The sequence below is a fragment of the Micromonospora sp. WMMD736 genome (genome assembly GCF_049179015.1).
Lineage (GTDB): Bacteria > Actinomycetota > Actinomycetes > Mycobacteriales > Micromonosporaceae > Micromonospora.
Genome location: NZ_JBMHMI010000001.1, coordinates 6404262 through 6428580, shown reverse-complemented (window position 1 = coordinate 6428580; position 24319 = coordinate 6404262). Strand labels below are relative to the sequence as shown.

Genomic DNA, 24319 nt, shown 5'->3' with positions numbered 1-24319 from the left:
ACGCTCGGCGGCGGCCGGGGACGCGTGGTGGGGCGGTGGCTGTTAGCGCTAACAGATGCGGCCCGCTCGCACCGTTGGGCAACGTTCACAGCCAGGGGCCCGGCGCACCGGGCTCCCGGCGGCGCGCCATGCGTCCTCCATAGACCTTCGTAGATGGCGGCGCTGCGCGTCAATAGGTGTCGGTCATGTTTCGGATCGCCGCGCAGGGGCGCTCCGACGACGGGCCATCCGGACACCTTGCCATCGACGTGGCTCGTTCGTAACATCCATGGGCACGAGATGTTATCGCGAACAAATCGCGACATCCCGACAGCGACCGCCCGGAGGTGGCAACCGTGACCTCAGGCTCGTCGGCCGTTGCGGGCTACCACAACCCGGTCGTACCCGGCTTCTATCCCGACCCGAGCGTCTGCCGGGTCGGCGAGGACTACTACCTCGTCTGCTCGAGCTTCGAGTACTTCCCCGGAGTGCCGCTCCTGCACAGCCGCGACCTGGTCCACTGGCGACAGATCGGTAACGTCCTCGACCGTGCCAGCCAGTTGGAGCTCCCACCCGACGCCGACGCCTCCCGCGGCATCTTCGCACCGACCATCCGCCACCACGACGGCCGCTTCTGGGTGATCACCACGAACGTCAGCCTCGGCCGGCATCTCATCGTCACCGCGGCGGATCCCACCGGCCCCTGGTCGGAGCCGGTCTACCTCGACCTGCCGCACGTCGACCCATCCCTGGCCTGGGACGATGACGGCACCTGCTGGCTGACGACCTCGGGAGTGGACGGCTACCGGATCGACCCGGACACGGGCCGGGTGTTCGAGGGTCCGATCGCGCTCTGGTCCGGCACGGGCGGGCAGTACCCGGAGGCCCCGCACCTGTACCGGATCGGCGAATGGTGGTACCTGCTGCTCTCCGAGGGCGGCACGCACACCGGTCACGCCGTCTCGGTCGCCCGGTCCCGTACCCCTCGGGGGCCGTTCGAGCCCGCGCCGACCAACCCGATCCTCACCCACCGGAGCACCGACCTCCCCGTCCAGGCGGCCGGGCACGCCGACCTGGTGCAGGCGGCGGACGGCAGTTGGTGGATGGTCCTGCTGGGGATCCGGCCCAAGGGTCAGTGGCCGCCCTTCCACGTGCTCGGACGCGAGACGTTCCTCGTGCCGGTCCGCTGGGTCGACGGCTGGCCCGTGGTCGACCCCGTCCGGGAGATCACCGCCGCACCCGCCGGCAGCCCGCCGGCCCTGGCCGCCCCACCCGATCCGGGCGCGCACCGCGACGACTTCGACTCGACCAGCCTCACACCCGGGTGGGTCTCGCCCCGCTCCCGCCCCGACGCGGCCTGGTCGTTGACCGAGCGGCCCGGATGGCTCACCCTGCACGCCACCGGTACGACGCTGGACCGCGCCGGCGCGACGATCGTGGCGGCCCGCCAACGCCACCACGACTGCCGCGCCAGCGTGCGGGTGGATCCGGGCGGTGGCACCGCCGGGCTCACCCTGCGGATCGACGAGGCGCACCACTACGACATCGAGGTCCAGGACGACGTCGTCCGCGTCGTCGGCCGGGTGGGACCGTTCCGGCAGGTCTTCGCGACCCTCGACGTACCCGGTGGTCCGCTCGTGCTGACCATCACCACCCGGACCCACGATCTCTACCCGCCGACCGTGACGTCCGCCGCCGACCTCACCGCCACCGACGAACCCTTCGGGGTACGCCCCGCCACCAGCGACATGATCGCGTTCGAGGTGGAGACCACCGATGGTCACGTGCTGCTGGCCGAACTCGACGGGCGGTACCTCTCCACCGAGGTCGCCGGCGGCTTCACCGGTCGGGTCATCGGCATGTACGTGACCGACGGCGTCGCGGCCTTCGACTGGTTCGACTACCGTCCGGTGGCGCGTCCGCCCGACTGAACGACCGGTGCCGCGACCGTAGACTCGCCGTGTGAGCGACGAGAGCCGGCGGCGCCGCCCCCGCAAACCGCAACGGGGTGACCTGCCCGTCGCCACGATCGCCGAGCTCGCCGGAGTGTCCCCTCCCACGGTGTCCAAGGTCCTCAACGGCCGCGCCGGGGTGGGCGAGCAGACCCGGCAGCGGGTGGAGGCACTGTTGCGCGACCATGGCTACCGCCGACTGGAGGACGCCGCCAGAACCCGCTGCGTCGAGGTGCTCTTCCACCACATGTTGCCCTCGATCGCGCTGGAGATCCTGCGCGGCATCCAGGAGGTCGCCGACGCGCGGCGCTGCACCGTCGGGTTCGTCGACCTCCGGCACCGCGTGACGGCCGGGCTGCCCTGGATGGAGCCCCTGCTGCTGCGGCATCCGACCGCCGTCATCGCGGTCTGTTCGCTCGTCACCGCCGAACACGGCCGACAGTTGGCCGCCATGGGGATACCCCTGGTCGCCATCGACCCGGGCGGCGAACTCTTCCCCACCCCCGCCGTCGGGTCGAACAACTGGAGCGGCGCCCTCGCCGCCACCCGGCACCTTCTCGACCTCGGCCACCGGCGGATCGGGGTACTCACCGGACCGGTGCAGGACCTGGCGGCGCGAGCCCGCCTGGACGGCTTCCGCGCCGCGCTGGATCATGCCGGCATCGGATTCGACGACAGCCTCGAACGGCAGGGGGTCTTCAGCTTCGTGGCCGGCCGGGACCTCGGCCGCGAGTTGCTGACCCTGCCCGAACCACCCACCGCCGTCGTCTGCGGCAACGACCTGCAGGCCCTCGGCGTCTACGCGGCGGCCCACGACGTCGGTCGGCGGATCCCCGAAGACCTCAGCGTCGTCGGGTTCGACGACGTGGACCAGGCGACCTGGACGTCACCACCACTGACTACGGTGCGACAACCGTTCACCGAGATCGGGGCCACCGCCGCCCGCCTCGCGTTGACGCTGGCCGACGGTCACGCCCTGCCCCAGGAGCGGTACGAACTCAGCACGGCGCTCGTTGTCCGGGGCAGCACCGGGCCACCCGGGGACCGGTAGCCGCGCCCGAACGGCGGGTCCCGACGTCGCCAAACTTTTTTCGGCGACCATGTCGAGAAACCACACCCGGCGTCGTCCCCGGGGTGAACGCGACCGGAAGGGTCGCGCCAGCGAGGAGGAACACGACGATGAAGTACCTGCTGCTGAAGCACTACCGGGGCGGTCCCGCGGCGGTGAACGACGTGCCGATGGACCGGTGGACGCCGGAGGAGATCTCCGCGCACATCCAGTACATGCACGACTTCGCCGCCCGGCTGGAGAAGAGCGGCGAGTTCATCGAAGGCCAGGCGCTCGCCCCCGAAGGGGCCTGGGTCCGCTACGACGGAGAAGGACGCCCGCCGGTCACCGACGGCCCGTTCGCCGAGACCAAGGACCTCATCGCCGGTTGGATGGTGATCGACGTCGACAGCTACGAACGCGCCGTCGAGCTGGCGGGCGAGCTGTCGGCCGCGCCGGGCGCGGGCGGAAAGCCGATCCACGAGTGGCTGGAGGTGCGCCCGTTCCTCACCGAGCCGCCCACCATCACGGAGTGACGTCCGCGATGGACCAGGCACTGCTGCGGAGCCTCACCCCGAGCGTGCTCGCCGTTCTCGTCCGCCGTGGAGCTGACTTCGCGGCGGCCGAGGACGCCGTGCAGGACGCGCTGGTGGAGGCCGTTCGCGTCTGGCCGGCCGATCCGCCGCGCGACGCGAAGGGCTGGCTGATCACCGTGGCGTGGCGTCGGTTCCTCGACACCGCCCGCGCGGACGCCGCCCGCCGCCGTCGTGAGGACGTCGTCGACACCGAGCCGACACCCGGGCCCACGAGCGAGGTGGACGACACCCTCGCGCTCTACTTCCTCTGCGCCCACCCGTCGCTGACGCCGTCGTCGGCCGTCGCGCTCACGTTGCGCGCCGTCGGCGGGCTGACCACCCGGCAGATCGCCCAGGCCTACCTGGTGCCCGAGGCGACCATGGCGCAGCGCATCAGCCGGGCCAAACGCACCGTCTCCACCGTACGGTTCGACCAGCCCGGCGACGTGACCACCGTCCTGCGCGTGCTCTACCTGGTCTTCAACGAGGGCTACACCGGTGACGTCGACCTCGCCGCCGAGGCCATCCGGCTCACCCGGCAGCTCGCGGTCGCGATCGATCATCCCGAGGTGGCGGGGCTGCTCGCCCTCATGCTGCTGCACCACGCCCGTCGTGCCAGCCGGACCGCGCCCGACGGCAGTCTGGTGCCGCTCGCGGAGCAGGACCGCAGCCGATGGGACACGACCGCCATCGCCGAGGGCGTCGGCGTCCTCCAGACGGCCCTCGCCCGCGACCGGCTCGGCGAGTTCCAGGCCCAGGCCGCCATCGCGGCGCTGCACGCCGACGCTCCCTGCGCCGAGGAGACCGACTGGGTGCAGATCGTCGAGTGGTACGACGAACTCGCGCGGCTGACCGACAGCCCGGTCGTCCGGCTCAACCGCGCCGTGGCGGTCGGCGCGGCCGACGGCGCCCGGGCCGGGCTGGCGGCCCTCGCGGGGCTCGACGACTCGCTGCCCAGGTACACGGCGGTGGCCGCGTACCTGCATGAGCGCGACGGTGACCTGGCGACGGCGGCGCGGCTCTACGCCGAGGCGGCTCGGAAGGCCGCCAACCTCGCCGAGCGGGACCACCTGACCCGCCAGGCCGCCCGCCTCAACGACCACCGGCGGCGGTGAGGGCTGGCGCGACCTGCCTCAGACGCTCGGCAGGGGCGCGTACCACTGCGCGCCGGTAACCCGGATCCGCTGCGACTGCTTGCGGTTCCACTCCACCCGCATGCCGTGCCGACGCAGCACCGGGAAGGCGACCTCGTCCAGCAGGCGTTCCAGGTCGGTCTGGTAACGGGCCTGCTGCTCGGCCTCCGGCAGGGCCGAGTAGGCGGCCTCGTCGAAATCCGCCGCCGGATAGACGCCGTAGCCGAGGTAGACCTCGCCGTCCTCACTGGCGAGCAGCGACTCGGTGTCCTGCTGGTGGTACCACAGGTAGCCCTGCCAGTGCCGCGAGTCGTCGCGCTCGTCGTGGATCTCGGCGGACGCGCAGGTGCCGCAGCAGCTGAAGTTCTCCCGGGCCACCACACCCGCCTCGGTGAGCTCGGCGAACGCCCGGGTCAGGTTGCCGCGCACCGCGCCCCACGCCTGCTGCTGCGCACGCCGGGTGGCCAGCGCGCTCTCGTACGCCGACCGGAGGTCGTCGTCGGTGGCGCCGTGTCGGTCGTCGTCCCCGTCGAGGTAGTCCAGGAATTCGTCGGGGTCGTCGTACCCGCGCACGACCCAGTCCCAGATCTCGGCTTCGATCTCGGCGCGACCCGGCTCGGCGACCCGCTCGGTCAGGAAGCGCACGCCCTCGGGGCGGTCGTTGTACGTCCATCCATCCATGGCGAGGATCCTGGCACGGGCCTCCGACAGTCTCCGACGGTGGCGGGACGGACGATCCGGCCCCGCCGTACGACGGCGGGGCCGGCGCTGACGACCGTCCCGGTCAGCTCAGGGTGGCCAGCAGCGCAGTGCTCATGCCCTGCTCACCACGGGCGTTCGGGTGGAAGGGCGCGGCGGAGTTCTGCGGCACCAGACCCTCGACCCAGCGGGTGCCGCTGCCCTTGCACGCGTCCCGACCGATCGACGGCGTGTAGACGTCGGCGTAGGTGGCGCCGTTCGCGCCCGCGGCACTGGCCAGCATGGCGTTGAGCGACTTCTCGATGCCGCGCAGGTACGGCACGTCCTGGTAGGCGATCGGCACTACCGGCCAGCAGCCGTACCCGCTGTCGGGCAGGATCGCCGGATAGCCGAGGACGACGACGCGCGCGCTCGGCGCGGCCCGGCGGATCGCCTGCAGGACGGTGGTCACCTTCGGCACCGTTGCCGCGATCCGGGCCTGCAACTGGTCGGTGCCACCGGCCGTGTACCGGTTCTTGCACGGCGACCCGAGGGGACTGCTGAGGCTCGCCTCCGCGCACTCGCTGATGATGCCGGAGAAGCCGATGTCGTTACCGCCGATCTGCACCGTCACCAGCGAGGTGCTCGACGTGACCGCGTTGAGCTGCGGCGGCAGGTTGATGCCCAGTTGACCACTGCCGCCGTAGAGGATGTCGTCGGTGGTGGCCCCGGAGCAGCTCACGTCGGCGAACGACGCCGAGCCGGCGGCCACGGCCACCAGGGAGGGATAGTTGCGGTTCGACCGCAGACAGTTGAGATCCACCTGGGTCGGGATCAGGGGACCAGCGGTGTACGAGTCGCCCAGCGCGACGTAGCGGCCGGAGGGGACCGCGGCGCTGGCGGGTGTGGTGACGGCGAGCAGGACACCGACGGCGGCCGTGGCGAGTACGGCCAGTCGGGCGGCTGCCCGCGGGAGCGGCAGGCGGGGACGGGACATGACGCCTCCCAAGGGAGATCGCGGCGATGGTGGTGGTGCCGAGATCCTGTCCCTTAACGAAGGCTAACGTCAATATCGATGAACCTCACTAAATGACAGCCTGGAATGTGGATTCCGCCGTTACCGCGCACCCCTGCGACACGCGATGATCCCCCGGCGCATAGCATGGCGACAGTTCGGGACGGCTCTGCTGAAACGAGGCGACATGCGTTGGCTCCAGCGGCTGCTGGGCGGCGGGCGGATCCAGCTCGACCCGGAGCGGCAGCAGACGCTGCTGCGAGACCTCCAGCACGGGTACGGCCCGCAGGCGCGGACCCCGTTCTCCGCGCAGGTCGAGGCGGCGACCGGGATGCTGAGCGGGGACGACGGCCTGGTGGTCGCGGCCCGGGTCCTGCACCAGGTCGCCGAGGAGGCGCACCTTGATCTTCGGGCACAGGCCCAGGACATCCACCGTCGGACGGGCCGACGACTCCTTGTACACCGGCGCAACTACCGGCAACTGTGGTCGGAGGCCGGTCCCGGACTGCGCTGGCCACTGTTCGCGCTGCCCTGCGGCTTCCACCCGTACGCGCAGGTGACCGCCGCCGTCGCGGTGGTCGGCGGTCGCGCGGCCCGGCTCGACCGGGTGACCGATCCGGCGCCGCTGGTGACCCACATGTTCGAGGTGCTCGACCTCACCACCGCCGCCTGGGAGTACGGCCGGGTGCGGGTGGACACCGACGGGGCAGCCCTGGTCGATCGACTGATCGCGAGCGCCGCGCAGATCCTCGCGGCAATGGACGACCCACCGCGACTGCCGCCGCCGGTCCGCGCGATGATGCGCCGCAACAACAGCCTGGACGTCCACGATCCGCACGCCGGGCGTCCGGTGGGACGGATCAACCTGGGCGCGCGGATGCGGGAGCAACTGCTGGCCTGACCGCCGATCAGGCGCGGGCGTGCGCGCCCAGGAAGGCGAGCAACAGGGTCAGCACCTCGTCGGAGTACTGCACGTGCGGGTAGTGACCCGCGCCCTCGACCAGCTCGAGCCGGCCCAGCCCGGCTGGCAGCGCGGCCACGATGGCCGCGCCCTCGGCGCGCGGGTCGGCCCAGTCCGGGTCGAGCGTGCCCTCGACGATCAGGACCGGACAACGCACGTTACCCAGTTGTGCCCCGGCGTCGGTCGGCGCCGACCGACCCATCGTGCGCATCGCCGCCATACGGCCGGGTTCGCGCATCATGGCGTCGATCCGGGCCGTACGGGCGGACCAGTCGGCCGGCTTGCGGCCCGGGTAGGCCACGTCGAGATAGCTGCGCCAGAGCCGGACGCTGCCGAACAGGCCGGTGCCGAGCAGCCGGGCGATGCCCCTGCGGTAGCGGGCGATCCGTAGGTCGCCCAGCTTGATCGACTGCTTGCGGGTGAAGGGAGCCAGTTCGACGATCCCGGTGACCGCCTCGGGCGCCCGGGCGGCGGCGATGGTGGCGGCCCCGCCGGAGACCGAGTGGCCGACCAGCACGGCCGGGCCGCCGAGGTGGCGGACGACCGCGAGCAGGTCGCCCGCGATGTCGGTGCGACTGTAGGAGCGCCATCCGACGCTCGACTCGCCACAACCGCGCAGGTCGACCGCGGCCACCCGGTAGCCGGCGGCCGCCAGGCGCGGCGCGACGAAGCGGTACGCCTCACGGCTGTCACCCATGCCGTGGGCGAGCACGACGAGCGGGCCGGAGGAGCCGGTCACCTCGTACGCGAGGGTGCCGCCGTCCACGTTCAGGTACTCGGTCATCGAAGCCTCCAGGCTAATCATCTTAGCTTAAGGCTAATACGATTAGCCGCAGACGTCAAAGTGAGGTCCGACGCCGTGGCCGGCGAGGTCGGTCGGCGTAGGGACGCGACGCCCCGGCACCCTCGACGAAGAGAACCTGTGTGGACCGCTGTCGCGGCAGCTCCCTCTCGCGCGCCGTCAGCGGAGGCCGTGCCGCGTTTCGTGATTTCGGTTCATGGCGTTCCCTGCGTGGCCGGAAAACGCCACCGGTAACCGCTCCCACTTCAACGTATATCGCGACCGGGGCCTTGCCGCAAGACCCTGGTCGTGGCGCAGAATCGTCGGCCGGAGACGGGAACGATGCGAAGAATCGGGGCACCACGTGTTGTGTAGGACGCGAGAATTCACGCCGGTCGTCCGGGTCGGGGTGGCGCGATGACGGACCGGTACGTGTGGGATCTCGACGAGGTCGACGAGACACAGGTCGCGATCGTCGGCGGCAAGGGCGCCCGGCTGGGGGCGCTGACGCGGATCGAGGGCGTCCGCGTACCGCCCGGTTTCTGTGTGACGACCGACGCCTACCGGCGGGTGCTGGCCGGGGCGCCCGCGATGGCGGATCACCTCGACCACCTGTCGCGCCTGGCGGTGGACGACCGGGAGACGATCCGCGACCTCAGCGCGGAGATCCGCCGACTGATCGAGGGAATCGTCCCACCGGACGACGTGGTGGCGGCGATCGGCGCGGCCCTGCGCCGGCACGGCACCGACACGGCCTACGCCGTCCGGTCCAGCGCCACCGCGGAGGACCTCGCGACGGCGTCCTTCGCCGGCCAGCAGGACACCTACCTGAACGTTCGAGGCACGGAGGCCGTCGTCACGCACCTGAGCCGGTGCTGGGCCGCACTCTTCACTGAGCGGGCCGTCACCTACCGGCTGCGCAACGGCATCGACCACCGAACCGTCCACCTCGCCGTCGTCGTGCAGAAGATGGTCTTCCCGCAGGCGGCCGGCGTGCTGTTCACGGCCGACCCCGTCACGTCCAACCGGAGGGTCGCCGCCGTGGAGGCCAGTTTCGGTCTCGGCGAGGCCCTGGTCTCCGGGCTGGTGAACCCGGACGCCTACCGGGTGCGCGACGACGCGATCGTCGACAGGTCGATCGCCGTCAAGCGCCTCGCCGTCGACGCCCTGCCGGGCGGTGGCACCGCCCGGCGGGAGGTCAGCGCGGACCGGCAGGGCCAGCCGGCGCTGACGGACGACCAGGTCCTGCGACTGGTACGGGTGGGGCGGCGCATCGAGGCGGCCTTCGACTGCCCGCAGGACATCGAGTGGTGCCTCGCCGACGACGACATCCAGATCGTCCAGAGCCGGCCGATCACCACGCTCTTCCCCGTACCCGCCACCGCCCGGGACGGGGCGAACCACGTCTACCTCTCCGTGGGGCATCAGCAGATGATGACCGACGCCATGAAACCGCTGGGGCTGTCCATGTGGCAGCTCACGGCGATGGCGCCGATGCACGAGGCCGGTGGGCGGCTCTTCGTCGACGCCACCGCGATCCTGGCGTCGCCCGCAAGCCGCGCCGGCTTCCTCCAGATGGCGGGCAGGTCCGATCCGTTGACCCGGGACGCGCTGGAGACCCTCCTCGCCCGCGACTTCGTACCGACGCTGACCGACGACGCACCCGGTGTCCCGCGGCTCGGTGGCGCGCCGACCACGATCGAGAACGATCCCGCCATCGTCACCGAACTGGTCGAGCGCAGCCGTACGGCCCTCGCCGCGCTACGGCATGACATCGCGACGGTGACCGGACCGGCGCTGTTCGACGTCCTGCTCGCGGCATTCGAGGAGCACAAGCGGCTGCTCGCCGACCCGTTGAGCATGCAGGTGATCATGGCGGGTATGGAGGCCACCTGGTGGCTCAACGAACAGCTTGCCGGATGGCTGGGTGAGCGGAACGCCGCCGACACCCTCACCCTGTCGGCCTCCGGCAACGTCACGTCGGAGATGGGCCTGGCGCTGCTCGACGTCGCGGACGCGATTCGTCCGTACCCCGAGGTGGTGGCCTTCCTGCGGGACGTCGACGACGACGGCTTCCTCGACGAGTTGCCGAGGCTGCCGGGCGGCGTCCAGGCACGCGACGCCCTCCGGGCCTATCTCGACCGGTACGGGATGCGCTGTGTCGGCGAGATCGACATCACCAGGCCACGCTGGGTCGAACGCCCCACCACGCTCGTACCCCTGATCCTCGACAACGTCAGGCTGCACGAGCCCGGCGCGGCCGCGCGGCGCTTCGCGCAGGGGCGCGAGGAGGCCCAGCGCAAGCGCGACGAGCTGCTGGAACGCCTGCGCGCCCTGCCGGACGGGGAGCGCAAGGCCGACGAGACCGCACGGATGATCGACCGGGTCCGCACCTTCATCGGATATCGGGAGTACCCGAAGTACGCGATCATCAGCCGCTACCTCGTCTACAAGCAGGCCCTGCTCCGGGAGGCGGAGGCCCTCGTCCAGGCCGGCGTGCTGCGCCAGGTCGACGACATCTTCTACCTCACCTTCGCCGAGCTGCACGACGTGGTACGGACGCACCGGATCGACGACCACCTCGTCGAGCGGCGCAGGGAGGCGTTCCGGACGTACCAGACGCTGACCCCACCCCGGGTGCTCACCTCCGAGGGAGAGGGCATCTCCGGGGCGTACCGACGCGACGACCTGCCGACCGGTGCGCTCGTCGGTCTCGGCGTCTCCGACGGGGTCGTCGAGGGTCGCGCCCGCGTCCTTCTCGACCTGGCCGAGGCCGACCTGTCCCCGGGCGACATCCTGGTCACCGCGTACACCGACCCGAGCTGGTCGCCGCTGTTCGTGGCGGTCGCCGGGCTGGTCACCGAGGTGGGTGGCCTGATGACCCACGGCTCGGTCATCGCCCGGGAGTACGGCCTACCGGCCGTCGTCGGCGTGCCGGACGCGACCAGGCTCATCCGTGACGGGCAACGGATCCGGGTACACGGCGCCGACGGCTACGTCGAGATCCTGTCGGACGAGGGCGCTCAGTGGTAAGGCATCGTCGGCAACCAGCCGCAGCCCGATCGCCGCGAAGCCCAGGCCCGAACTTCTCGGCGCGGCTGTCGATCTACCGCCCGCGCGACCCGTCGTACTGTAGAGGCCACCACGAGAGGCGGCCGGCACACGGACGGGACCTGAGCCATGGCCAAGTACATGATTCTGATCTACGGCGACGCCCAGCAGTGGGACGCGATGACCGCCGAGCAGTGGAAGGCGCACGACGCCGCGCACGCGGCGTTCGCCGAGAAGGCCGGCAGGCAGATCATCGACGGGCAGCAGTTGGAGATGTCGCCCACGGCCACCACGCTGCGCTCGGACTCCACGGGCCAGATCAAGACGACCGACGGGCCGTTCCTGGAGACCAAGGAGGCGCTCGGCGGCTACTACCTGATCGAGGCCACCGACCTGGACGAGGTCCTGTCGTTGGCGGCGCTGCTTCCCGAGGTGCACGCATCGCACAGCGGTGTGGAGATCCGCCCGGTGGTCGACCACGGTTGACGTGACCGACCCACGGACGAAGGACGAGGTCGTCGCGGCGGTCGCCCAGGCGCACCGCCGCGACTGGGCCCAGGTGTTCAGCACCACGGCCCACCTGACCCGCGACCTCGACCTGGCCGAGGAGTGCACACAGGACGCGTTCGCGCAGGCCCTGGAGACCTGGACGAAGGCTGGCATTCCGGACCGGCCGGGGGCCTGGTTGACCACCACCGCGCGCAACCGGGCGCGCGACGTCCTGCGCCGCGAGTCGGCGTTCCGTCGCCGGATGCCGCTGCTCGTGGCCGACGAGACCACGCCGGGTCCCGAGGACGGTCTCGTCGACGACCGGCTGCGGCTCATCTTCACCTGCGCACACCCGGCGCTGGCCCAGGACGCCCAGGTCGCCCTGACGCTGCGCCTGGTGTGCGGGCTGTCCACGCCCGAGGTGGCCCGCGCGTTCCTCGTGCAGCCGGCCACCATGGCCGCCCGCATCACCCGGGCCAAGAAGAAGATCGCCGCGGCCCGCATCCCGTACCGGGTGCCGGGCCCGGACCAGCTCGACGAGCGGGTGAGCGCCGTCCTGGAGGTCGTCCACCTGATCTTCACCACCGGCCACACGGCGCCGCTCGGCGCCGAACTGGTCCGCGAGGATCTGGTGGACAGCGCGATCGGGCTGGCCCGCATGCTGCACCTGCTGATGCCGACCAACGCCGAGATCAGCGCACTGCTCGCGTTGCTGCTGCTCAACGCCGCCCGCCAGCGCACCCGCAGATCGGCGGACGGGCGGCTGGTGCTGCTGTCCGAGCAGGACCGCTCGCGCTGGGACCGGCAGCTCATCGCCGAGGGCCGAGCCCTGGTCACCGACGCGCTGCGTCGTCGGCCTCCGACACGGTACGCCTTGGAGGCGGCGATAGCCGCCCTGCACGCCGAGGCGCCGCGCTGGCAGGACACCGACTGGGCCCAGATCGTCGCGCTCTACGACACCCTGTTCCGGATCTGGCCCTCTCCCGTGGTCGATCTCAACCGGGCCGTCGCGATCGGTCTGCGCGACGGCCCCCGGGCCGGCCTCGACGCGCTGAACCCCCTGCTCGCCGACCCGGCCCTCGCCACGTACGGATATCTGAGTGCCGCCCGGGCCGACTTCCTGCGCCAGTTGGGGCAGTGGCGGCAGGCCCGGACGGCCTACGAGGAGGCCTTGACCCTCACCGACAACGACGTCGAACGGACCTTTCTCAGCGAGCGGCTCAGCGAAGTGGAACGGCATCTGTGAGCGCCGGCACCACCGGTCAGACGTCGGCCTCGATGGCGAACGTGTTGCCGTCCGGATCCTGGAACCAGGCGACACGCCCGCCGCCGGCCCGCGCGGTGATCCCCTTCGGGTCGTGCTCGAACTGCTCGTACCGCACGAGGTCGACGCCGGCGGCCACGAGTTCGTCGACGATCTCGTCGAGGTCGTCGACGTACCACGTCGCCAGCGTCGCCTCGGTCGTCCCGGCGGTGACCGACTGGTACACGTTCAGGGCCGGTCCGCCGCCGGAGGCGTAGATGCGGCTGCCGTCGACGATGTGGGCGCTGGGCGCGGACCGCAGCGCCCGTAGGCCCAGTTTGCCTTCGTAGAAGGCGACCGCCCGCGCGATGTCGGAGACGGCGACCGATGTTCTGAGGTGGTGCGCGCTCAAGGGCATGCCCCCAGCCTGGCAGAGGCGGGGGCCGGTGGACGTGACGCGGGGCGGGCTCGGCGTGGTGCCGGGCCCGCCCCGCGGGCGGTGGGTCAGGTCAGCGTTGCAGGGTGAGCAGGCCCGGGCGGTAGGGCAGCAGGCCGTAGTCGACGCCGTTGGAGGAGGGCGATCGGCCTTGGTAGAGCAGTTGCAGGTTGCAGGGGTCGACGGTGAAGGTCTGGTCGGCGCTGGTGCGGATCAGCTCGCCGTGGCTGATGTCGTTGGTCCAGGTGGCGCCGCTGTTGGCCTTGCCGGCGAAGGGGTTGCTCTCGGTGGCGGCCTGGGGGGTCCAGGAGCCGTTGAGGCTGGTGGCGGTGAAGGAGCGGAAGTAGCGGCCCTGACTGCCGATGGCTTCGACGATCATGAGGTAGCGGTTCTGGCCGCGGAGTTTGTACACCTGGGGTGCTTCGAAGAGGTTGTTGGTGGTGTCGCTCATGATGGTGGTGTAGTTCGAGCCGAAGCTGCTGGGGAAGTTCCCGATGGGCATGCTGGCGCGGTAGATCTTGCCGTTGTCGCCGGCGAAGAAGAGGTACATGTTCTGGTCGTCGGCGATGAGGGTCTGGTCGATGGGGCCGGTGCCGGAGCCGGTGATGCTGCCGGTGAACAGGGTCTGGGCGGCGGACCAGCCGTTGGGGTTGGTGGGGTCGGTGGAGGTGCGGTAGGAGAAGGCCGGGCCGCCCCACTGGTAGGCCAAGACCCAGATGTTCTTGGGTGCGAAGTAGAACAGCGTGGGTGCGACGGTGCCGCTGTTCATGGTGTTCTGGCTGGCCGAGCCCATCTGGGACCAGTTGGTGAACAGGCCGAAGTTCATCGAGCCCCACGACGAGCCGAAGTCGTGGGTGGTGGCGTAGACGAGCTGCTGACCGTTGAAGGGGGCCACGGTGAAGTCCTTGAGGGAGACCCAGCCCGACTTCGGCTGCGCCAACGCCCCGGTCGACGACCACCGGTACGACGACGGCAGGTCACAGGTGCCGCCCGGGGGTGGCGTGGTCGGTGGCGGCGTGGTCGGGTTGCCCCCGCCGTCGACGCGCACGAGCTGCCACTGCTGGTTGGTGCCGTTCCAGTCGTCGTACTGCACGATGTTGCCACCGTCGGCGGTCGAGGCGCCCTGCACCTCCATGACCTTGTTGCTGTTGCGGTTGATCAGACGCACATAACCGCTGTCCGAGTCGGCGAGGCGGAACTGCTGGTTGGTCCCACCATTGTCGGACCACTGCACGATCGCCCCACCATTGGCGGTCGACCGGCCCGAGACGTCCAACACCTTGCCCGACAACCGCGACTTGACCCGGTAGTACCCACCACCGGAATCCACGAACTGCCACTGCTGCTGATTACCGTTGTTACGCGTCCACTGCGTGATCCGCGCACCGTCGTTCGTGGCCAGGTTGTAGACATCCAACGCCTTGCCACTGTTGCGATTCACCAGGACGTACCACGCGCTCGTGTCGACGCTCGCCGCGGCCGCGGGCGACGACACCGCCATCGCGGCGGCGCCCGCGACCACCACCGCGGCCACACTGGCGGCTGCCGCTCGTACCAACCACGCTCGCCGCCGCGAGCGCGGCGCTGTCCCCGGGGACGTACCAATGGCGGACATGTTCCTCCTCAATCACAGGGAGCCGAACGGCTACCCGAAGCTGGGCGCACCACGACACGCGACCGGACGCACACGGCGGGATGTTCGCGTTAACACGACCCCGGTGTGCTGCGGACACAGTCGGATTGACGGTCGACGAAGTCAGCCGGCGGCGCATCGCATCCGACGTCGTCCTTGACCATCGACTGTGAGCGATAACATGCTGTTCGTCAAGACGTAACATCCGCGTAAAGCGGGGCCGGTCCGTCGGGTTCAACCATTGACGCCGGTCACGCGCCTGCCAACCGGCCACGCACCGTGCCGCACCCGGGCCGGCACGCTCGGCAACTCTGAAATGACTGACGCTAACATCGACATTCGCGCATAAAGCACCGCGACCCCCCCCGACGCCGCCGCGCTCGCGACGGCCCGTCAACCGACCTCCGGCCGGGGCGACGCCGCATCGGTCCTGGCGCCCGGGTCCGGATGCGCTGGCTCCGGACCCGGGCACCCGTGCTCAGGAGCTGGTGCAGGTGACGTTGCTGGGCGGAGTGGCGCCGTCTCCGTTGGCGGTGAAGCCGAAGGTCGTCGAGCCGTTCGGCGCGAGCGTGCCGTTGTAGGCGGCGTTACGAACGGTGACGTTGCCGGTGGTCCCGGTGTTGATGCCGCTCCACAGGCTGCTGATGGCCTGGCCGTTGGCCAGGGTCAGACCCACCGTCCAACCGTTGATCGTGCTGGTGGTCCCGTTGGTGACGGTGACCTCGGCCTGGAAGCCACCCGGCCAACTGTTGATCGCCCGGTAGGTGGCGGCGCAGGTGCCCGGCTCGCCGGTCGGCGGCGGGGTGGTCGGCGGGGGCGTCGTCGGCGGCGGGGTGGTCGGCGGCGGAGTCGTGGGCGGGGGCGTCGTCGGCGGGGGCGTGGTGGGCGGAGTCGTGGACTGGAACTGGCTGAAGAACCGCCAGATCTCACCCGAGGTCCAGGTCCGCGAGTCGTTGGGGCTACCCGACCCGTCGACCGGGCTCGGCGTGTGGTCGCCGTCGAACGCGGCCCACTGCACGGGATACCCGGCGCGGCAGCCGGAGTAGGTGGTGGTGATGTGGGTCAGGCTGCCCCGGCTGGGCTCCCGCGGGCTCTGCGCCGTGCAACCGTTGTTCCTGACGAACGTGTCGCGCAACGCCCGACCCTGGGAGATGTTGAGCACGCTGTCGTAGATGCCGTGGATGCCGAAGTACGGAACCGGCTGGGTGCCGCCGTTACAGCCACTGAGGTTCGCGCCGGACAGCACGGCGACCGCGCGGATGACGTTCGGTCGGGCACAGGCCACCGCGTAACTCATGGCTCCGCCGTAGCTCCAACCGAGGGCGAAACGCTGCGTCGTGTCGACGCAGAGGTCGTTCTCGACCTGCCGGGAGATGTCGTCGAAGAGGGTCAGGTCCCGGCCGTTGGTGTTGGCCCAGCCGGCATTGATGCCCTGCGGAGCGACGAAGATGGTGCTGTTGTTCGACAGCGGCGCGAGCCCGTAGTAGCCGGCCGAGGCGACGTTGTTGGCCGAACCGTTCAGCCAGTGGAAGCCGAAGACCAGCCGGTACTGACGATTCCGGTCGTACCCGCTCGGGATCTGCAGGATGTAGGTGCGGCTCTGGCCGCTGCTGGTGATCGTGCGGGTTCCGCTGCTCAGCGTGGGCGCCTTACCGCAGCCCGCGGTCGCCGCCAGGGTGCCGTTCGTGGCGGCCACCGCCTCGCCGCGGAACCCGGCGGTCAACGCACCGCCGGTAGCCACGACGAGAGCCGCCGCGGCCGCGACGATCGTCAGTAGTTGTCTCCGTCTGACCATTTGCTCGACTCCTTGCCGTTGATCGTGCGTACGACGTGCACCTCGATCCGGTTCGTGCCGGTGGGGGGTGCTCGCCCGCCTGGGCGGGACGAGGGCCGACCGACGAGGTGCCGTGACAGGACGTCCTTTCCGTTGCGGGCCGGCGTGCTCGTGCGGCCGGTGCGGCGTACACGGGTCGTGTACGGGCCGTACCGTCGCTGCCGGGTTGTCCGCGACGGGGCATGGAATGCGGGGAATGCGGCCGGACCGGGAGGCGTCCGACGACCGCGCGGTCGCCTGGCAGTGGCGGAGCGGCCCGGACTGGTCACCGATCGGTGCGGCGGCGCGAGGGCGAGCCCTCGGCATGCCTGCGCCGACTGACTGCGGTGACAGGGAGCGTGCCCTTCACTCCCCGCGCCGGAACATAGCATGTTATCGATAACATGCTCAACCAACCGGGTGCCGCGCACGCGACCGACATGGTCGGCCCGACGACTGGCGCACGCCCTGCACCAGGCAATACAGCAGCGAGATCGCCCTTTGGGCTCCTAGACTGCGAGCGTGTACGGCGGGCCGCGGCTGCCCACCGGGGAGGTGCGGGTGCCATGAATTCTCGGCCGACGAAACAGCAGGAACGCCCGCACGGCGGCGCCAACCGTGACATGCCTCCGGAACTCGGCCCCGATTCCGTCGGCATATTCGAGGGTCGAACCTTCATGTTGTCCAATTCGGTCGGCGACGTGCCGGCCGATTCCATCGCCGGACTCGTGCACGACGACACCCGCTACCTCAGCCGTTGGGAGATGACCCTCGACGGACACGCCCCGCTGGTGCTCAGCGCCGGCACCGTCGACGCCTACTCCGCGGCCTTCTTCCTCGCCAACCCGGAGCTACCGAACCTGCGAGCGAACGGCATCGGGCTGCGCCGGGAACGGTTCGTCGGAGACGGCATGTACGAGCGCATCGAGTTGCAGTACTTCGGCGTCGAACCGGTCTCCGTACGTCTGCGGCTGGACGTCGGGGTCGACTTCGCCGACCTCTTCGAGATCAAGCGAGCGGGACGGAGCCGGCTGGCCGACATCCGACGGGACCACCGGCGGGACGGTTCCGCGCTGCTCTTCTCCTACCGGAACTCGCGCTGGTCGGCCGGCACCACCGTCGAGGCCGCTCCCCCGGCCGACCGGGTTGAGGGTGACTCGCTGGCCTGGGACGTACGCCTGGAGCGCGGCGACACCTGGGGCTGCGAGGTGCGCGTGCTGTTGAACTGTCAGGGTATCGACTTCCAGCCGACCAGTCGGGTCTTCGGCGAAGCACACACCGCCGACGCCGACGACGCGGCGACGCAGTGGACCGCCAACAAACCGGACCTCAGCGCGGAATCGGAGCTGTTGCGCAACGTCTACCACAAATCAGCCGTCGACCTGGTGTCGATGCGCATCGTCAAGGAGATCAACGGCCAGCAGGTCGTGCTGCTGGCCGCCGGCATGCCCTGGTTCCTGACCGTGTTCGGCCGGGACACGCTGATCACGGCGTACCAGAGCATCACCTGCGGGCCGGACGTGGCCCGCGGGGCGCTGGTCACCCTCGCCGCGCACCAGGGCACCGTCGTCGACGACTTCAGCGACCAGGACCCCGGCAAGATCCTGCACGAGTTCCGCTCCGGTGAGCTGACGCAGCTCGGCATCGAGCCCTACGGCCCGTGCTTCGGTGCGGCCGACACCACCCAGCTCTGGCTGATCCTGCTCTCCGAGTACTGGCGGTGGACCGGCGACGACGCGTTGGTGCGGCAGTTGCGGCCCAACGTCGACGCGGCGCTGCGGTGGATCGACGAGTTCGGGGACCGCGACGGCGACGGGTATGTCGAGTACGGCACGCGCTCGCCGAACGGCATGCGCAACCAGTGCTGGCGCGACTCGCCGGACGGCGTGCAGTTCGCCGACAGCAGGCTCCCCGACCTGCCGGTCGCCACCTGCGAGATCCAGGGCTACACCTACGACGCGAAGGTACGCGTCGCGGAACTCGCCGACGGGCCGTGGGCCGACGCACCGTTGGCGCGACGGCTGCGGACCGAGGCCACCGATCTGCGTGAACGGTTCAACCGCGACTACTGGCTGCCGCAGCGCGGTGGCTACTACGCGATCGGCCTGGACGCGGAGAAACGTCCCATCGATTCGATGACCTCGAACATGGGCCACCTGCTGTGGAGCGGGATCGTTCCGTCCGAGCGGGCGGCCGTGGTGGCCCGGCACCTGATGTCCGACGAGATGTTCTCCGGCTGGGGCGTACGGACGCTGTCGACCGCCGACGTGGGGTTCAACCCGATCGGCTACCACCTCGGCACCGTGTGGCCGCACGACAATTCGATCATCGCCGCCGGGCTCGCCCGGTACGGCCACCGGGACGAGGCCAACCGCATCGCGATGGCGATGCTCGAAGCGGCGGCCCACTTCGACTACCGCCTGCCCGAGGCGTTCTCCGGGTACGACCGGTCGCTGGGACGACGACCCGTGCCCTACCCCACCGCCTGCAACCCCCAGGCGTGGGCCAGCGGGGCACCCCTGCTCTTCCTGCGGACGATGCTCGGGCTCGACGTCAGCGACGGCGTCCTCGCCACCGATCCGCACATCCCCGAGACGTTGGGGGGCATCCGGTTGACCGGGGTCAACGTGCACGGCGCGAAACGGACCGTCGACGCCTCCGGTTCGCGGTTGCGCTCCCCGGCCTGAGCTGCCCGGCGACCCCGCGCGGTCAGGCTGCCTGGCGGCTCGTCCGCAGGTGTGCGGCGCGCCAGGATGCGGGCGTCGCCGCAACCGTCCTCAGGTGGCGCGCAGGGCCACCTTGAGCCAGCCGGGGCTGCGCAGGTCGAACTCCCGGTACGCGCCGACCGCGTCGGTGAGCGGCTCGTGCTCCGTCACCACGTCCTCCGGCCGGACCTGACCCGAGGCGACCATGGCCGCCAGCTTGGGGATGTACCGGGGGTGGTTGCCGTTGCCGGCCCGGATGGTCAGGTTGCGCCCCATCGTCGTGCCGATCGGGAAGTACCGGTCGCCGGGCGGGTAGACGCCCACGATGCCCAGGGTGCCGACCTTGGCGAGGCTGTCCACCGCCCAGGTCTGCGCCTGACTCGGCGCGTCACCCGGCTTCCAGTGCCCGTCCTGGCCCTGCGGGTCGAGGTTGGGCGAGAGCGTGCGCTGCTCCTCGGCGTTGCGCTCGGCGTCCTTACCGGCCGCCGGCCCCGACGTGGCGCTCTCGCTGTCCACGCCGACGGCGTCGATCGCGCAGTCGGCCCCGATCCCGTTCGTCAACTGCATGATGGCGTCGACCGGGTCGTCCTCGTTGAAGTTGATCACTTCGGCACCACGGCTGCGGGCGTGGTGCAGCCGGTCGGCGTGTCCGTCGACCGCGATCAGCCGGGACGCGCCGCGCTGGTACGCGGAGAGGATGGCGAACTGTCCCACCGGGCCGCAGCCCCAGACGGTGACGATCTTGCCATCGTCGGCCTCGGCGAGAACCGCTGCGAAGTAGCCGGTCGGGTAGATGTCGGACAGCGTGATCGCCTGGGACTCGGTGACGTTCTCGGCGAGGGAGATCAGGTTGGTGTGCGCGAACGGGACCCGGGCGTACTCCGCCTGTAGGCCGTTGAACGGACCCTGCATCTCGGGTGAGCCGGGCGATGCCGTACCGGTCCTCGGCCCGAGCGGGTTGGCGTTGTCGCACTGCGCGAAGAGGCCCCGACGGCAGTACCAGCAGGACCCGCAGCCCAGCACCGCCGAGATCACCACCCGGTCACCCGGCCGGAAGTTGTGGATCTGCGAACCGACCTCCTCGACCACCCCGACGCCCTCGTGGCCGAGGACCTTGCCCGGCTTCATCCCGGGCATGGTGCCACGGACGAAGTGCAGGTCGGTGCCGCAGATCGCCGCCGTGGTGATCCGGACGATCGCGTCGGTGGGTTGTTCGATGCGGGGCTCGGGCACGTCGTCGACCCGAATGTCACCGATGCCGTGGAAAACGACGGCCTTCACGCGTACTCCCATCCGCGCTGGCCGCTCTCGTCGCGCCAGCACTCGACAACGGCACACCTCGTGCCCGGAACGGAATCCGGCTTCCCCGGCCGGGCGGCGACAAACCGCGCGGGCAGTCCCGCCCCTCGGCCGACAGTCCCGGGCGCGGATCTTGCCGATTACCGAGCTAGCGTTTCCGGATGCTCTCCCCGACCTCGGCGTACGTGTCGGCCGGCGACCCGGTCGAGCAGGTCCGGAGCGCCCAGCGGGGCGACCCGGCCAGCTTCGCGTTGCTCATCGACCGTCACTACGCCGGCATGCTCGCCGTGGCCCACCGGCTGTTGGGCTCCCGGCCCGACGCCGAGGACGCCTGCCAGGATGCGGCGATCACGGCGTTCGGCCGCATCGGTGAGCTGCGCGACCCCGGCGCCGCGCGGTCCTGGCTACACGCCATCGTGCGCAACAACTGCCGGACGATGCTCCGCGCCCGCGTCCCCGTTCCGGTCGGCGTGGCCGGCGAGAATCTGCTCGCCTCGGAGCTGGACGACCCGGTCGCCCGTATCGAACGCAGCGCCCTGCGGGACTGGGTCTGGCACGCGATCCAGCAGTTGTCGCCGGCCGCGCAGACGGTGGCGCTGCTGCGGTACTTCACCGACCACAACTCGTACGAGCAGATCGCCGAGATCTGTGGTACGCCGGTCGGCACCGTCCGTAGTCGCCTGAGCGAGGCCCGCCGACAGTTGGCCGAGGTCCTCCCCCGGGTGCACGACGAGCGGCACGGCGAAAGCGTGGCGCTACGCGCCGAGCGACAGCAGGAGGCGGCGACGATCCTGTCGGCGGTGCCGGACGGTGCCAGGCTGAACGAGGTGGCCGCCCGCTGGGCCGAGGACATGACCTTCTGGTGGCCGAGCGGCATCCGGACGATCGGCCGGGAAGCGGTCTTCGGCGTCATGCGGCAGGACTACGAGTCCGGCGTCGCGGCGAAGATCACCGGAGTGCTCGCCGGGTCCGGCGTCACGATCTGGGAGAACGCCTTCATCAACCCGCCGGAGGATCCGTACCACTGCCCACCCGGGGCGACCTGGTTGTTGAGGGAGAAAAAGGGCCTGGTGCGCGAGGTGCGCCTTCTGCACACCCCACGTCCACCCCGGTTCTAGCGAATCCGCCGCGGAATCGAACTTCCGCCCGCCGAACGAAGTCCTGAGGGTATGACCACGTACTCCATCCACGACCTGGAACCGCAGCTCGCCGCGAACCGCACGTACTGGTGCGGTTGGGCCGGCACCGAGCCCGACACCGACCTGCCGACCTATCGGACCGACATCCCGCACCCGCTGCTCAACGGGGTCCTGCGGGTACGCGGGCGGCAGCTCGACGACGCGATCACGGAGGCGCGCAAGCACCTGACCGGCTCGACCTGGGGCTGGTGGGTGGGCGCGGACAGCGACGAGGGCACCGCCGAGGGCCTGCTCGCACACGGTGCGAAGCAGATCTCCGACATGCCCGTCATGGCGGTCGACGTGACCACGCTGGCCGAGGTCGAGGCACCCCGCGACCTGCGGATCCAGGTCGCGGCCACGCCGGCTGAGATGCGCGAGTACGTCGAGGCGTACGCCGGACCGCTCGGCCTCTCCGGCGATCTCGGGCTCGTCGTCGACCGGGAGCTGTCCTTCGCCTACCCGGACGTGGTCCGCCTCGCCGGCGTCGTGGACGGCCGCACCGTGGGCACGTGCACCCTGTCGCTCGGCACCGACGTCGGCGCTCTGTACTGCATCGCCACCCACCCCGACCACCGCCGCAGGGGCATCGCGAGCGCCCTGACCCGCGAGGCGCTGCGCATCACCCGCGCGGCCGGGCTGCGGATCGCCACCCTCCAGGCGAGCAGCGAGGGCGAACCGGTGTACCGGCAGATCGGTTTCGACACGGTCACCCGCTACCGCCTCTACCAGCTCCCGGAGTGAACCCGGCGCTGCCGGCCGGGTCGTACGGCGGGCCGGCCGGCAGCGCGTGACCGATCTGGCAACAACTTGCTCGTACGGAAAGTGAATGTTAACTTTCCGTACGAGCAAGTACTTTCCCTAGCTCAAGGAGGGGCACGATGGGCACCACACCGACCCCGGAAGAGGCACGGCAGGCTCTCGAGGACGTCGACCGACGCCGGGACCAGACGGCAGCGGCCGCCGGCCGCTCACGGTGGACCTGGCTCGCGGCCGGAATCCTCGTCGCGGCGTACGGGATCGTGGCCGACCGGTACCCGGACTTCGTCCGCACCTACGGCACCACCATCGTCATCCTGCTGCTGCTCGCCTCGATGGCCGCCAACACCCGCTGGGGAGCGGCGTTACTGCGGCGGCCGGTGCGTCCCCGTGCCACTCCCGACACGTCGAGCCTGCTGTGGTCGGCCCTCGTGCTGGCCCTCCTGATCGGTGGCGCGGCCCTGGCCACCGCCCTGGACGTCCCCCATCTCTGGGTGTGGTTCGGCCTGGTCGGCGGTGTCCTGCTGAGCGTCGCCGGGCCGTGGTGGCAGCGTCACGTCCTCACCCGCCCGGCCTGACCGTGGCGGCCGATCCGAAGTTGGACCCGGCCCTGCTCGATCCGACCCGGCTGGGCATCCTGGCGCTGCTGGCGGGGAGTGAGTGGGCCGAGTTCGCGTTCGTCCGCGACGCCATGGACCTCAGCGATTCGGCCCTGTCCAAGCGGATCTCGAACCTGAGCGACGCCGGTTACGTCGAGGTGCGCAAGGGCTACGTGGGCAAGCGCCCCCGGACGTGGATCAACCTCTCCGCGGCCGGCCGGGCGGCCCTGAGCGGCCACATCGCCGCCCTGCGGGAGATCGCCGCCCGCGTGGACGGCGCCGACTAGCTTGCCGTTGCCCCGTCGCCACCCGCCAGGCTCACGACGACGGCGGGCTGGACGGCCGGGCCTTCTGCGGATAGGGGGTCTCGTGGCGGGCCAGCATGGCGACGAATTCACTGATCTTGCGCGCGCGGGTCTCGGCCCGCTTGACCGCGTTGACGCGGTGGATGAGCGAGAATCGGTTGGTCTTGGTGAGCACGTCGAACATGGCCTGGGCCGCGGGATCGGCGGCGATGGCGGCGAGCAGGTCGGCCGGCACCTCGGCTTCCGACGGCGGGGCGTACGCGGCCGCCCACCGCCCGTCGGCCTTGGCGGCCTCCACCACGGCCCGGCCCGCGGGCGTCATCCGCCCCTGCGCCTCCAGCCGCTCCACATGCGCGACGTTCCGCTGCGACCAGATGCTGCGCGGGCGGCGGGGGGTGTACCGGATCCAGGAAGACTCCTCGTCCCGCTTGCGGGCCTGCCCGTCGATCCAGCCGAAACAGAGCGCCTCGTCGACGGCCTGCTGCCAGGTCAGCGTCGTGACCGTGCCGCCCTTCTTGGTCAGGGCCAGCCAGACGCCGGGCGACGTGGTGTGGTTGGCCGTCAGCCACACGCGCAGCGCGTCGGCGTCCGCAACGATCAACTCCTGGAGTTCGGCGCTCGCCATGACAGCAGGCTAACGTCGCGCCCGTCGGCCAGCCTCCACCAGGTGGGCCGTTCCGGCACCGG

Annotated in this window: 21 protein-coding genes; 13 read left to right on the top strand and 8 right to left on the bottom strand. The window is 70.8% G+C overall.

The genetic code is table 11. The features are described 5' to 3' along the window. Positions 1–335 precede the first annotated feature (335 nt). The 4 genes from ACN269_RS29265 (at position 336) to ACN269_RS29250 (ending at position 4669) form a co-directional block, all read left to right on the top strand. Positions 336–1910: a glycoside hydrolase family 43 protein gene (locus ACN269_RS29265; RefSeq protein WP_421475458.1), complete on the top strand. Its 1575-nt coding sequence runs from the start codon at positions 336–338 to the stop codon at positions 1908–1910. Positions 1911–1941: 31 nt separating this feature from the next. Further along, the gene (locus ACN269_RS29260; RefSeq protein WP_421475457.1) at positions 1942–2982 is read left to right on the top strand and encodes a LacI family DNA-binding transcriptional regulator; all 1041 of its coding nucleotides are present in this window, start codon (positions 1942–1944) and stop codon (positions 2980–2982) included. Between the two features lie 128 nt (positions 2983–3110). Then, the gene (locus ACN269_RS29255; protein WP_421475456.1) at positions 3111–3515 is read left to right on the top strand and encodes a YciI family protein; all 405 of its coding nucleotides are present in this window, start codon (positions 3111–3113) and stop codon (positions 3513–3515) included. Positions 3516–3523: 8 nt separating this feature from the next. Then, a complete protein-coding gene (locus ACN269_RS29250; RefSeq protein ID WP_421476633.1) occupies positions 3524–4669 on the top strand; it encodes an RNA polymerase sigma factor in 1146 nt (381 codons plus the stop codon). 18 nt (positions 4670–4687) lie between these two features. Here ACN269_RS29250 and ACN269_RS29245 read toward each other — a convergent pair whose 3' ends face one another. Beyond that, positions 4688–5368 carry a DUF6891 domain-containing protein gene (locus ACN269_RS29245; protein WP_421475455.1) on the bottom strand — a complete coding sequence of 227 codons (681 nt, stop codon included), beginning with the start codon at positions 5366–5368 and terminating at the stop codon, positions 4688–4690. Between the two features lie 103 nt (positions 5369–5471). Then, the gene (locus ACN269_RS29240; protein ID WP_421475454.1) at positions 5472–6362 is read right to left on the bottom strand and encodes an SGNH/GDSL hydrolase family protein; all 891 of its coding nucleotides are present in this window, start codon (positions 6360–6362) and stop codon (positions 5472–5474) included. 205 nt (positions 6363–6567) lie between these two features. Here ACN269_RS29240 and ACN269_RS29235 point away from each other — a divergent pair, with 205 nt between their 5' ends. Beyond that, on the top strand, positions 6568–7281 hold the full coding sequence (locus ACN269_RS29235) for a hypothetical protein (protein WP_421475453.1): 714 nt from the start codon (positions 6568–6570) through the stop codon (positions 7279–7281). Between the two features lie 7 nt (positions 7282–7288). On the opposite strand, the gene ACN269_RS29230 is transcribed toward ACN269_RS29235, so the two are convergent. Continuing rightward, complete coding sequence (locus ACN269_RS29230) at positions 7289–8125, bottom strand: alpha/beta fold hydrolase (protein ID WP_421475452.1); 837 nt, start codon at positions 8123–8125, stop codon at positions 7289–7291. Positions 8126–8539: 414 nt separating this feature from the next. Here ACN269_RS29230 and rph point away from each other — a divergent pair, with 414 nt between their 5' ends. The 3 genes from rph to ACN269_RS29215 all read left to right on the top strand — a co-directional run bounded on the left by rph (position 8540) and on the right by ACN269_RS29215 (position 12908). After that, a complete protein-coding gene (gene rph / locus ACN269_RS29225; protein WP_421475451.1) occupies positions 8540–11155 on the top strand; it encodes a rifamycin-inactivating phosphotransferase in 2616 nt (871 codons plus the stop codon). Positions 11156–11302: 147 nt separating this feature from the next. Beyond that, the gene (locus ACN269_RS29220) at positions 11303–11659 is read left to right on the top strand and encodes a YciI family protein (RefSeq protein WP_421475450.1); all 357 of its coding nucleotides are present in this window, start codon (positions 11303–11305) and stop codon (positions 11657–11659) included. Positions 11660–11732: 73 nt separating this feature from the next. Then, positions 11733–12908, top strand: a complete 1176-nt coding sequence (locus ACN269_RS29215) for an RNA polymerase sigma factor (RefSeq protein WP_421476631.1) — start codon at positions 11733–11735, stop codon at positions 12906–12908. Positions 12909–12924: 16 nt separating this feature from the next. On the opposite strand, the gene ACN269_RS29210 is transcribed toward ACN269_RS29215, so the two are convergent. From ACN269_RS29210 to ACN269_RS29200, 3 genes are all read right to left on the bottom strand, one after another. Then, positions 12925–13323, bottom strand: coding sequence for a VOC family protein (locus tag ACN269_RS29210; protein WP_421475449.1), 399 nt, complete (start codon positions 13321–13323; stop codon positions 12925–12927). Positions 13324–13414: 91 nt separating this feature from the next. Continuing rightward, a complete protein-coding gene (locus tag ACN269_RS29205; protein ID WP_421475448.1) occupies positions 13415–14956 on the bottom strand; it encodes a non-reducing end alpha-L-arabinofuranosidase family hydrolase in 1542 nt (513 codons plus the stop codon). 496 nt (positions 14957–15452) lie between these two features. Further along, the gene (locus tag ACN269_RS29200; protein ID WP_421475447.1) at positions 15453–16769 is read right to left on the bottom strand and encodes a cellulose binding domain-containing protein; all 1317 of its coding nucleotides are present in this window, start codon (positions 16767–16769) and stop codon (positions 15453–15455) included. Positions 16770–17353: 584 nt separating this feature from the next. Between ACN269_RS29200 and ACN269_RS29195 the strand changes: the two genes are divergently transcribed. Continuing rightward, entirely contained in the window at positions 17354–19474 is a 2121-nt protein-coding gene (locus ACN269_RS29195; protein WP_421475446.1) for a glycogen debranching N-terminal domain-containing protein, read from the top strand. 90 nt (positions 19475–19564) lie between these two features. Here ACN269_RS29195 and ACN269_RS29190 read toward each other — a convergent pair whose 3' ends face one another. Further along, positions 19565–20773 carry an alcohol dehydrogenase catalytic domain-containing protein gene (locus tag ACN269_RS29190; RefSeq protein ID WP_421475445.1) on the bottom strand — a complete coding sequence of 403 codons (1209 nt, stop codon included), beginning with the start codon at positions 20771–20773 and terminating at the stop codon, positions 19565–19567. A 179-nt stretch (positions 20774–20952) separates the two neighbouring features. Here ACN269_RS29190 and ACN269_RS29185 point away from each other — a divergent pair, with 179 nt between their 5' ends. From ACN269_RS29185 to ACN269_RS29170, 4 genes are all read left to right on the top strand, one after another. Then, the gene (locus ACN269_RS29185; RefSeq protein WP_421475444.1) at positions 20953–21909 is read left to right on the top strand and encodes an RNA polymerase sigma factor; all 957 of its coding nucleotides are present in this window, start codon (positions 20953–20955) and stop codon (positions 21907–21909) included. Positions 21910–21960: 51 nt separating this feature from the next. Beyond that, positions 21961–22713, top strand: coding sequence for a GNAT family N-acetyltransferase (locus ACN269_RS29180; protein WP_421475443.1), 753 nt, complete (start codon positions 21961–21963; stop codon positions 22711–22713). A 137-nt stretch (positions 22714–22850) separates the two neighbouring features. Beyond that, the gene (locus ACN269_RS29175; RefSeq protein ID WP_421475442.1) at positions 22851–23306 is read left to right on the top strand and encodes a hypothetical protein; all 456 of its coding nucleotides are present in this window, start codon (positions 22851–22853) and stop codon (positions 23304–23306) included. 2 nt (positions 23307–23308) lie between these two features. Further along, positions 23309–23614 (top strand): winged helix-turn-helix domain-containing protein, encoded by a 306-nt coding sequence (locus tag ACN269_RS29170; RefSeq protein WP_421475441.1) that lies wholly within the window; start codon positions 23309–23311, stop codon positions 23612–23614. A gap of 31 nt (positions 23615–23645) precedes the next feature. On the opposite strand, the gene ACN269_RS29165 is transcribed toward ACN269_RS29170, so the two are convergent. After that, a complete protein-coding gene (locus tag ACN269_RS29165) occupies positions 23646–24257 on the bottom strand; it encodes a YdeI/OmpD-associated family protein (protein ID WP_421475440.1) in 612 nt (203 codons plus the stop codon). Between the last annotated feature and the right edge of the window lie 62 nt (positions 24258–24319).

What these genes read in the sequence shown, in the direction of transcription:
- ACN269_RS29165 (WP_421475440.1), bottom strand. Translation starts at nt 24,257, where the DNA reads ATGGCGAGCGCCGAACTCCAGGAGTTGATCGTTGCGGACGCCGACGCG.
- ACN269_RS29240 (WP_421475454.1), bottom strand. Translation starts at nt 6,362, where the DNA reads ATGTCCCGTCCCCGCCTGCCGCTCCCGCGGGCAGCCGCCCGACTGGCC.
- ACN269_RS29180 (WP_421475443.1), top strand. Translation starts at nt 21,961, where the DNA reads ATGACCACGTACTCCATCCACGACCTGGAACCGCAGCTCGCCGCGAAC.
- ACN269_RS29175 (WP_421475442.1), top strand. Translation starts at nt 22,851, where the DNA reads ATGGGCACCACACCGACCCCGGAAGAGGCACGGCAGGCTCTCGAGGAC.
- ACN269_RS29185 (WP_421475444.1), top strand. Translation starts at nt 20,953, where the DNA reads ATGCTCTCCCCGACCTCGGCGTACGTGTCGGCCGGCGACCCGGTCGAG.
- ACN269_RS29195 (WP_421475446.1), top strand. Translation starts at nt 17,354, where the DNA reads ATGAATTCTCGGCCGACGAAACAGCAGGAACGCCCGCACGGCGGCGCC.
- ACN269_RS29235 (WP_421475453.1), top strand. Translation starts at nt 6,568, where the DNA reads ATGCGTTGGCTCCAGCGGCTGCTGGGCGGCGGGCGGATCCAGCTCGAC.
- ACN269_RS29220 (WP_421475450.1), top strand. Translation starts at nt 11,303, where the DNA reads ATGGCCAAGTACATGATTCTGATCTACGGCGACGCCCAGCAGTGGGAC.
- ACN269_RS29205 (WP_421475448.1), bottom strand. Translation starts at nt 14,956, where the DNA reads ATGTCCGCCATTGGTACGTCCCCGGGGACAGCGCCGCGCTCGCGGCGG.
- ACN269_RS29245 (WP_421475455.1), bottom strand. Translation starts at nt 5,368, where the DNA reads ATGGATGGATGGACGTACAACGACCGCCCCGAGGGCGTGCGCTTCCTG.
- ACN269_RS29230 (WP_421475452.1), bottom strand. Translation starts at nt 8,125, where the DNA reads ATGACCGAGTACCTGAACGTGGACGGCGGCACCCTCGCGTACGAGGTG.
- ACN269_RS29255 (WP_421475456.1), top strand. Translation starts at nt 3,111, where the DNA reads ATGAAGTACCTGCTGCTGAAGCACTACCGGGGCGGTCCCGCGGCGGTG.
- ACN269_RS29200 (WP_421475447.1), bottom strand. Translation starts at nt 16,769, where the DNA reads ATGGTCAGACGGAGACAACTACTGACGATCGTCGCGGCCGCGGCGGCT.
- rph (WP_421475451.1), top strand. Translation starts at nt 8,540, where the DNA reads ATGACGGACCGGTACGTGTGGGATCTCGACGAGGTCGACGAGACACAG.
- ACN269_RS29210 (WP_421475449.1), bottom strand. Translation starts at nt 13,323, where the DNA reads ATGCCCTTGAGCGCGCACCACCTCAGAACATCGGTCGCCGTCTCCGAC.
- ACN269_RS29250 (WP_421476633.1), top strand. Translation starts at nt 3,524, where the DNA reads ATGGACCAGGCACTGCTGCGGAGCCTCACCCCGAGCGTGCTCGCCGTT.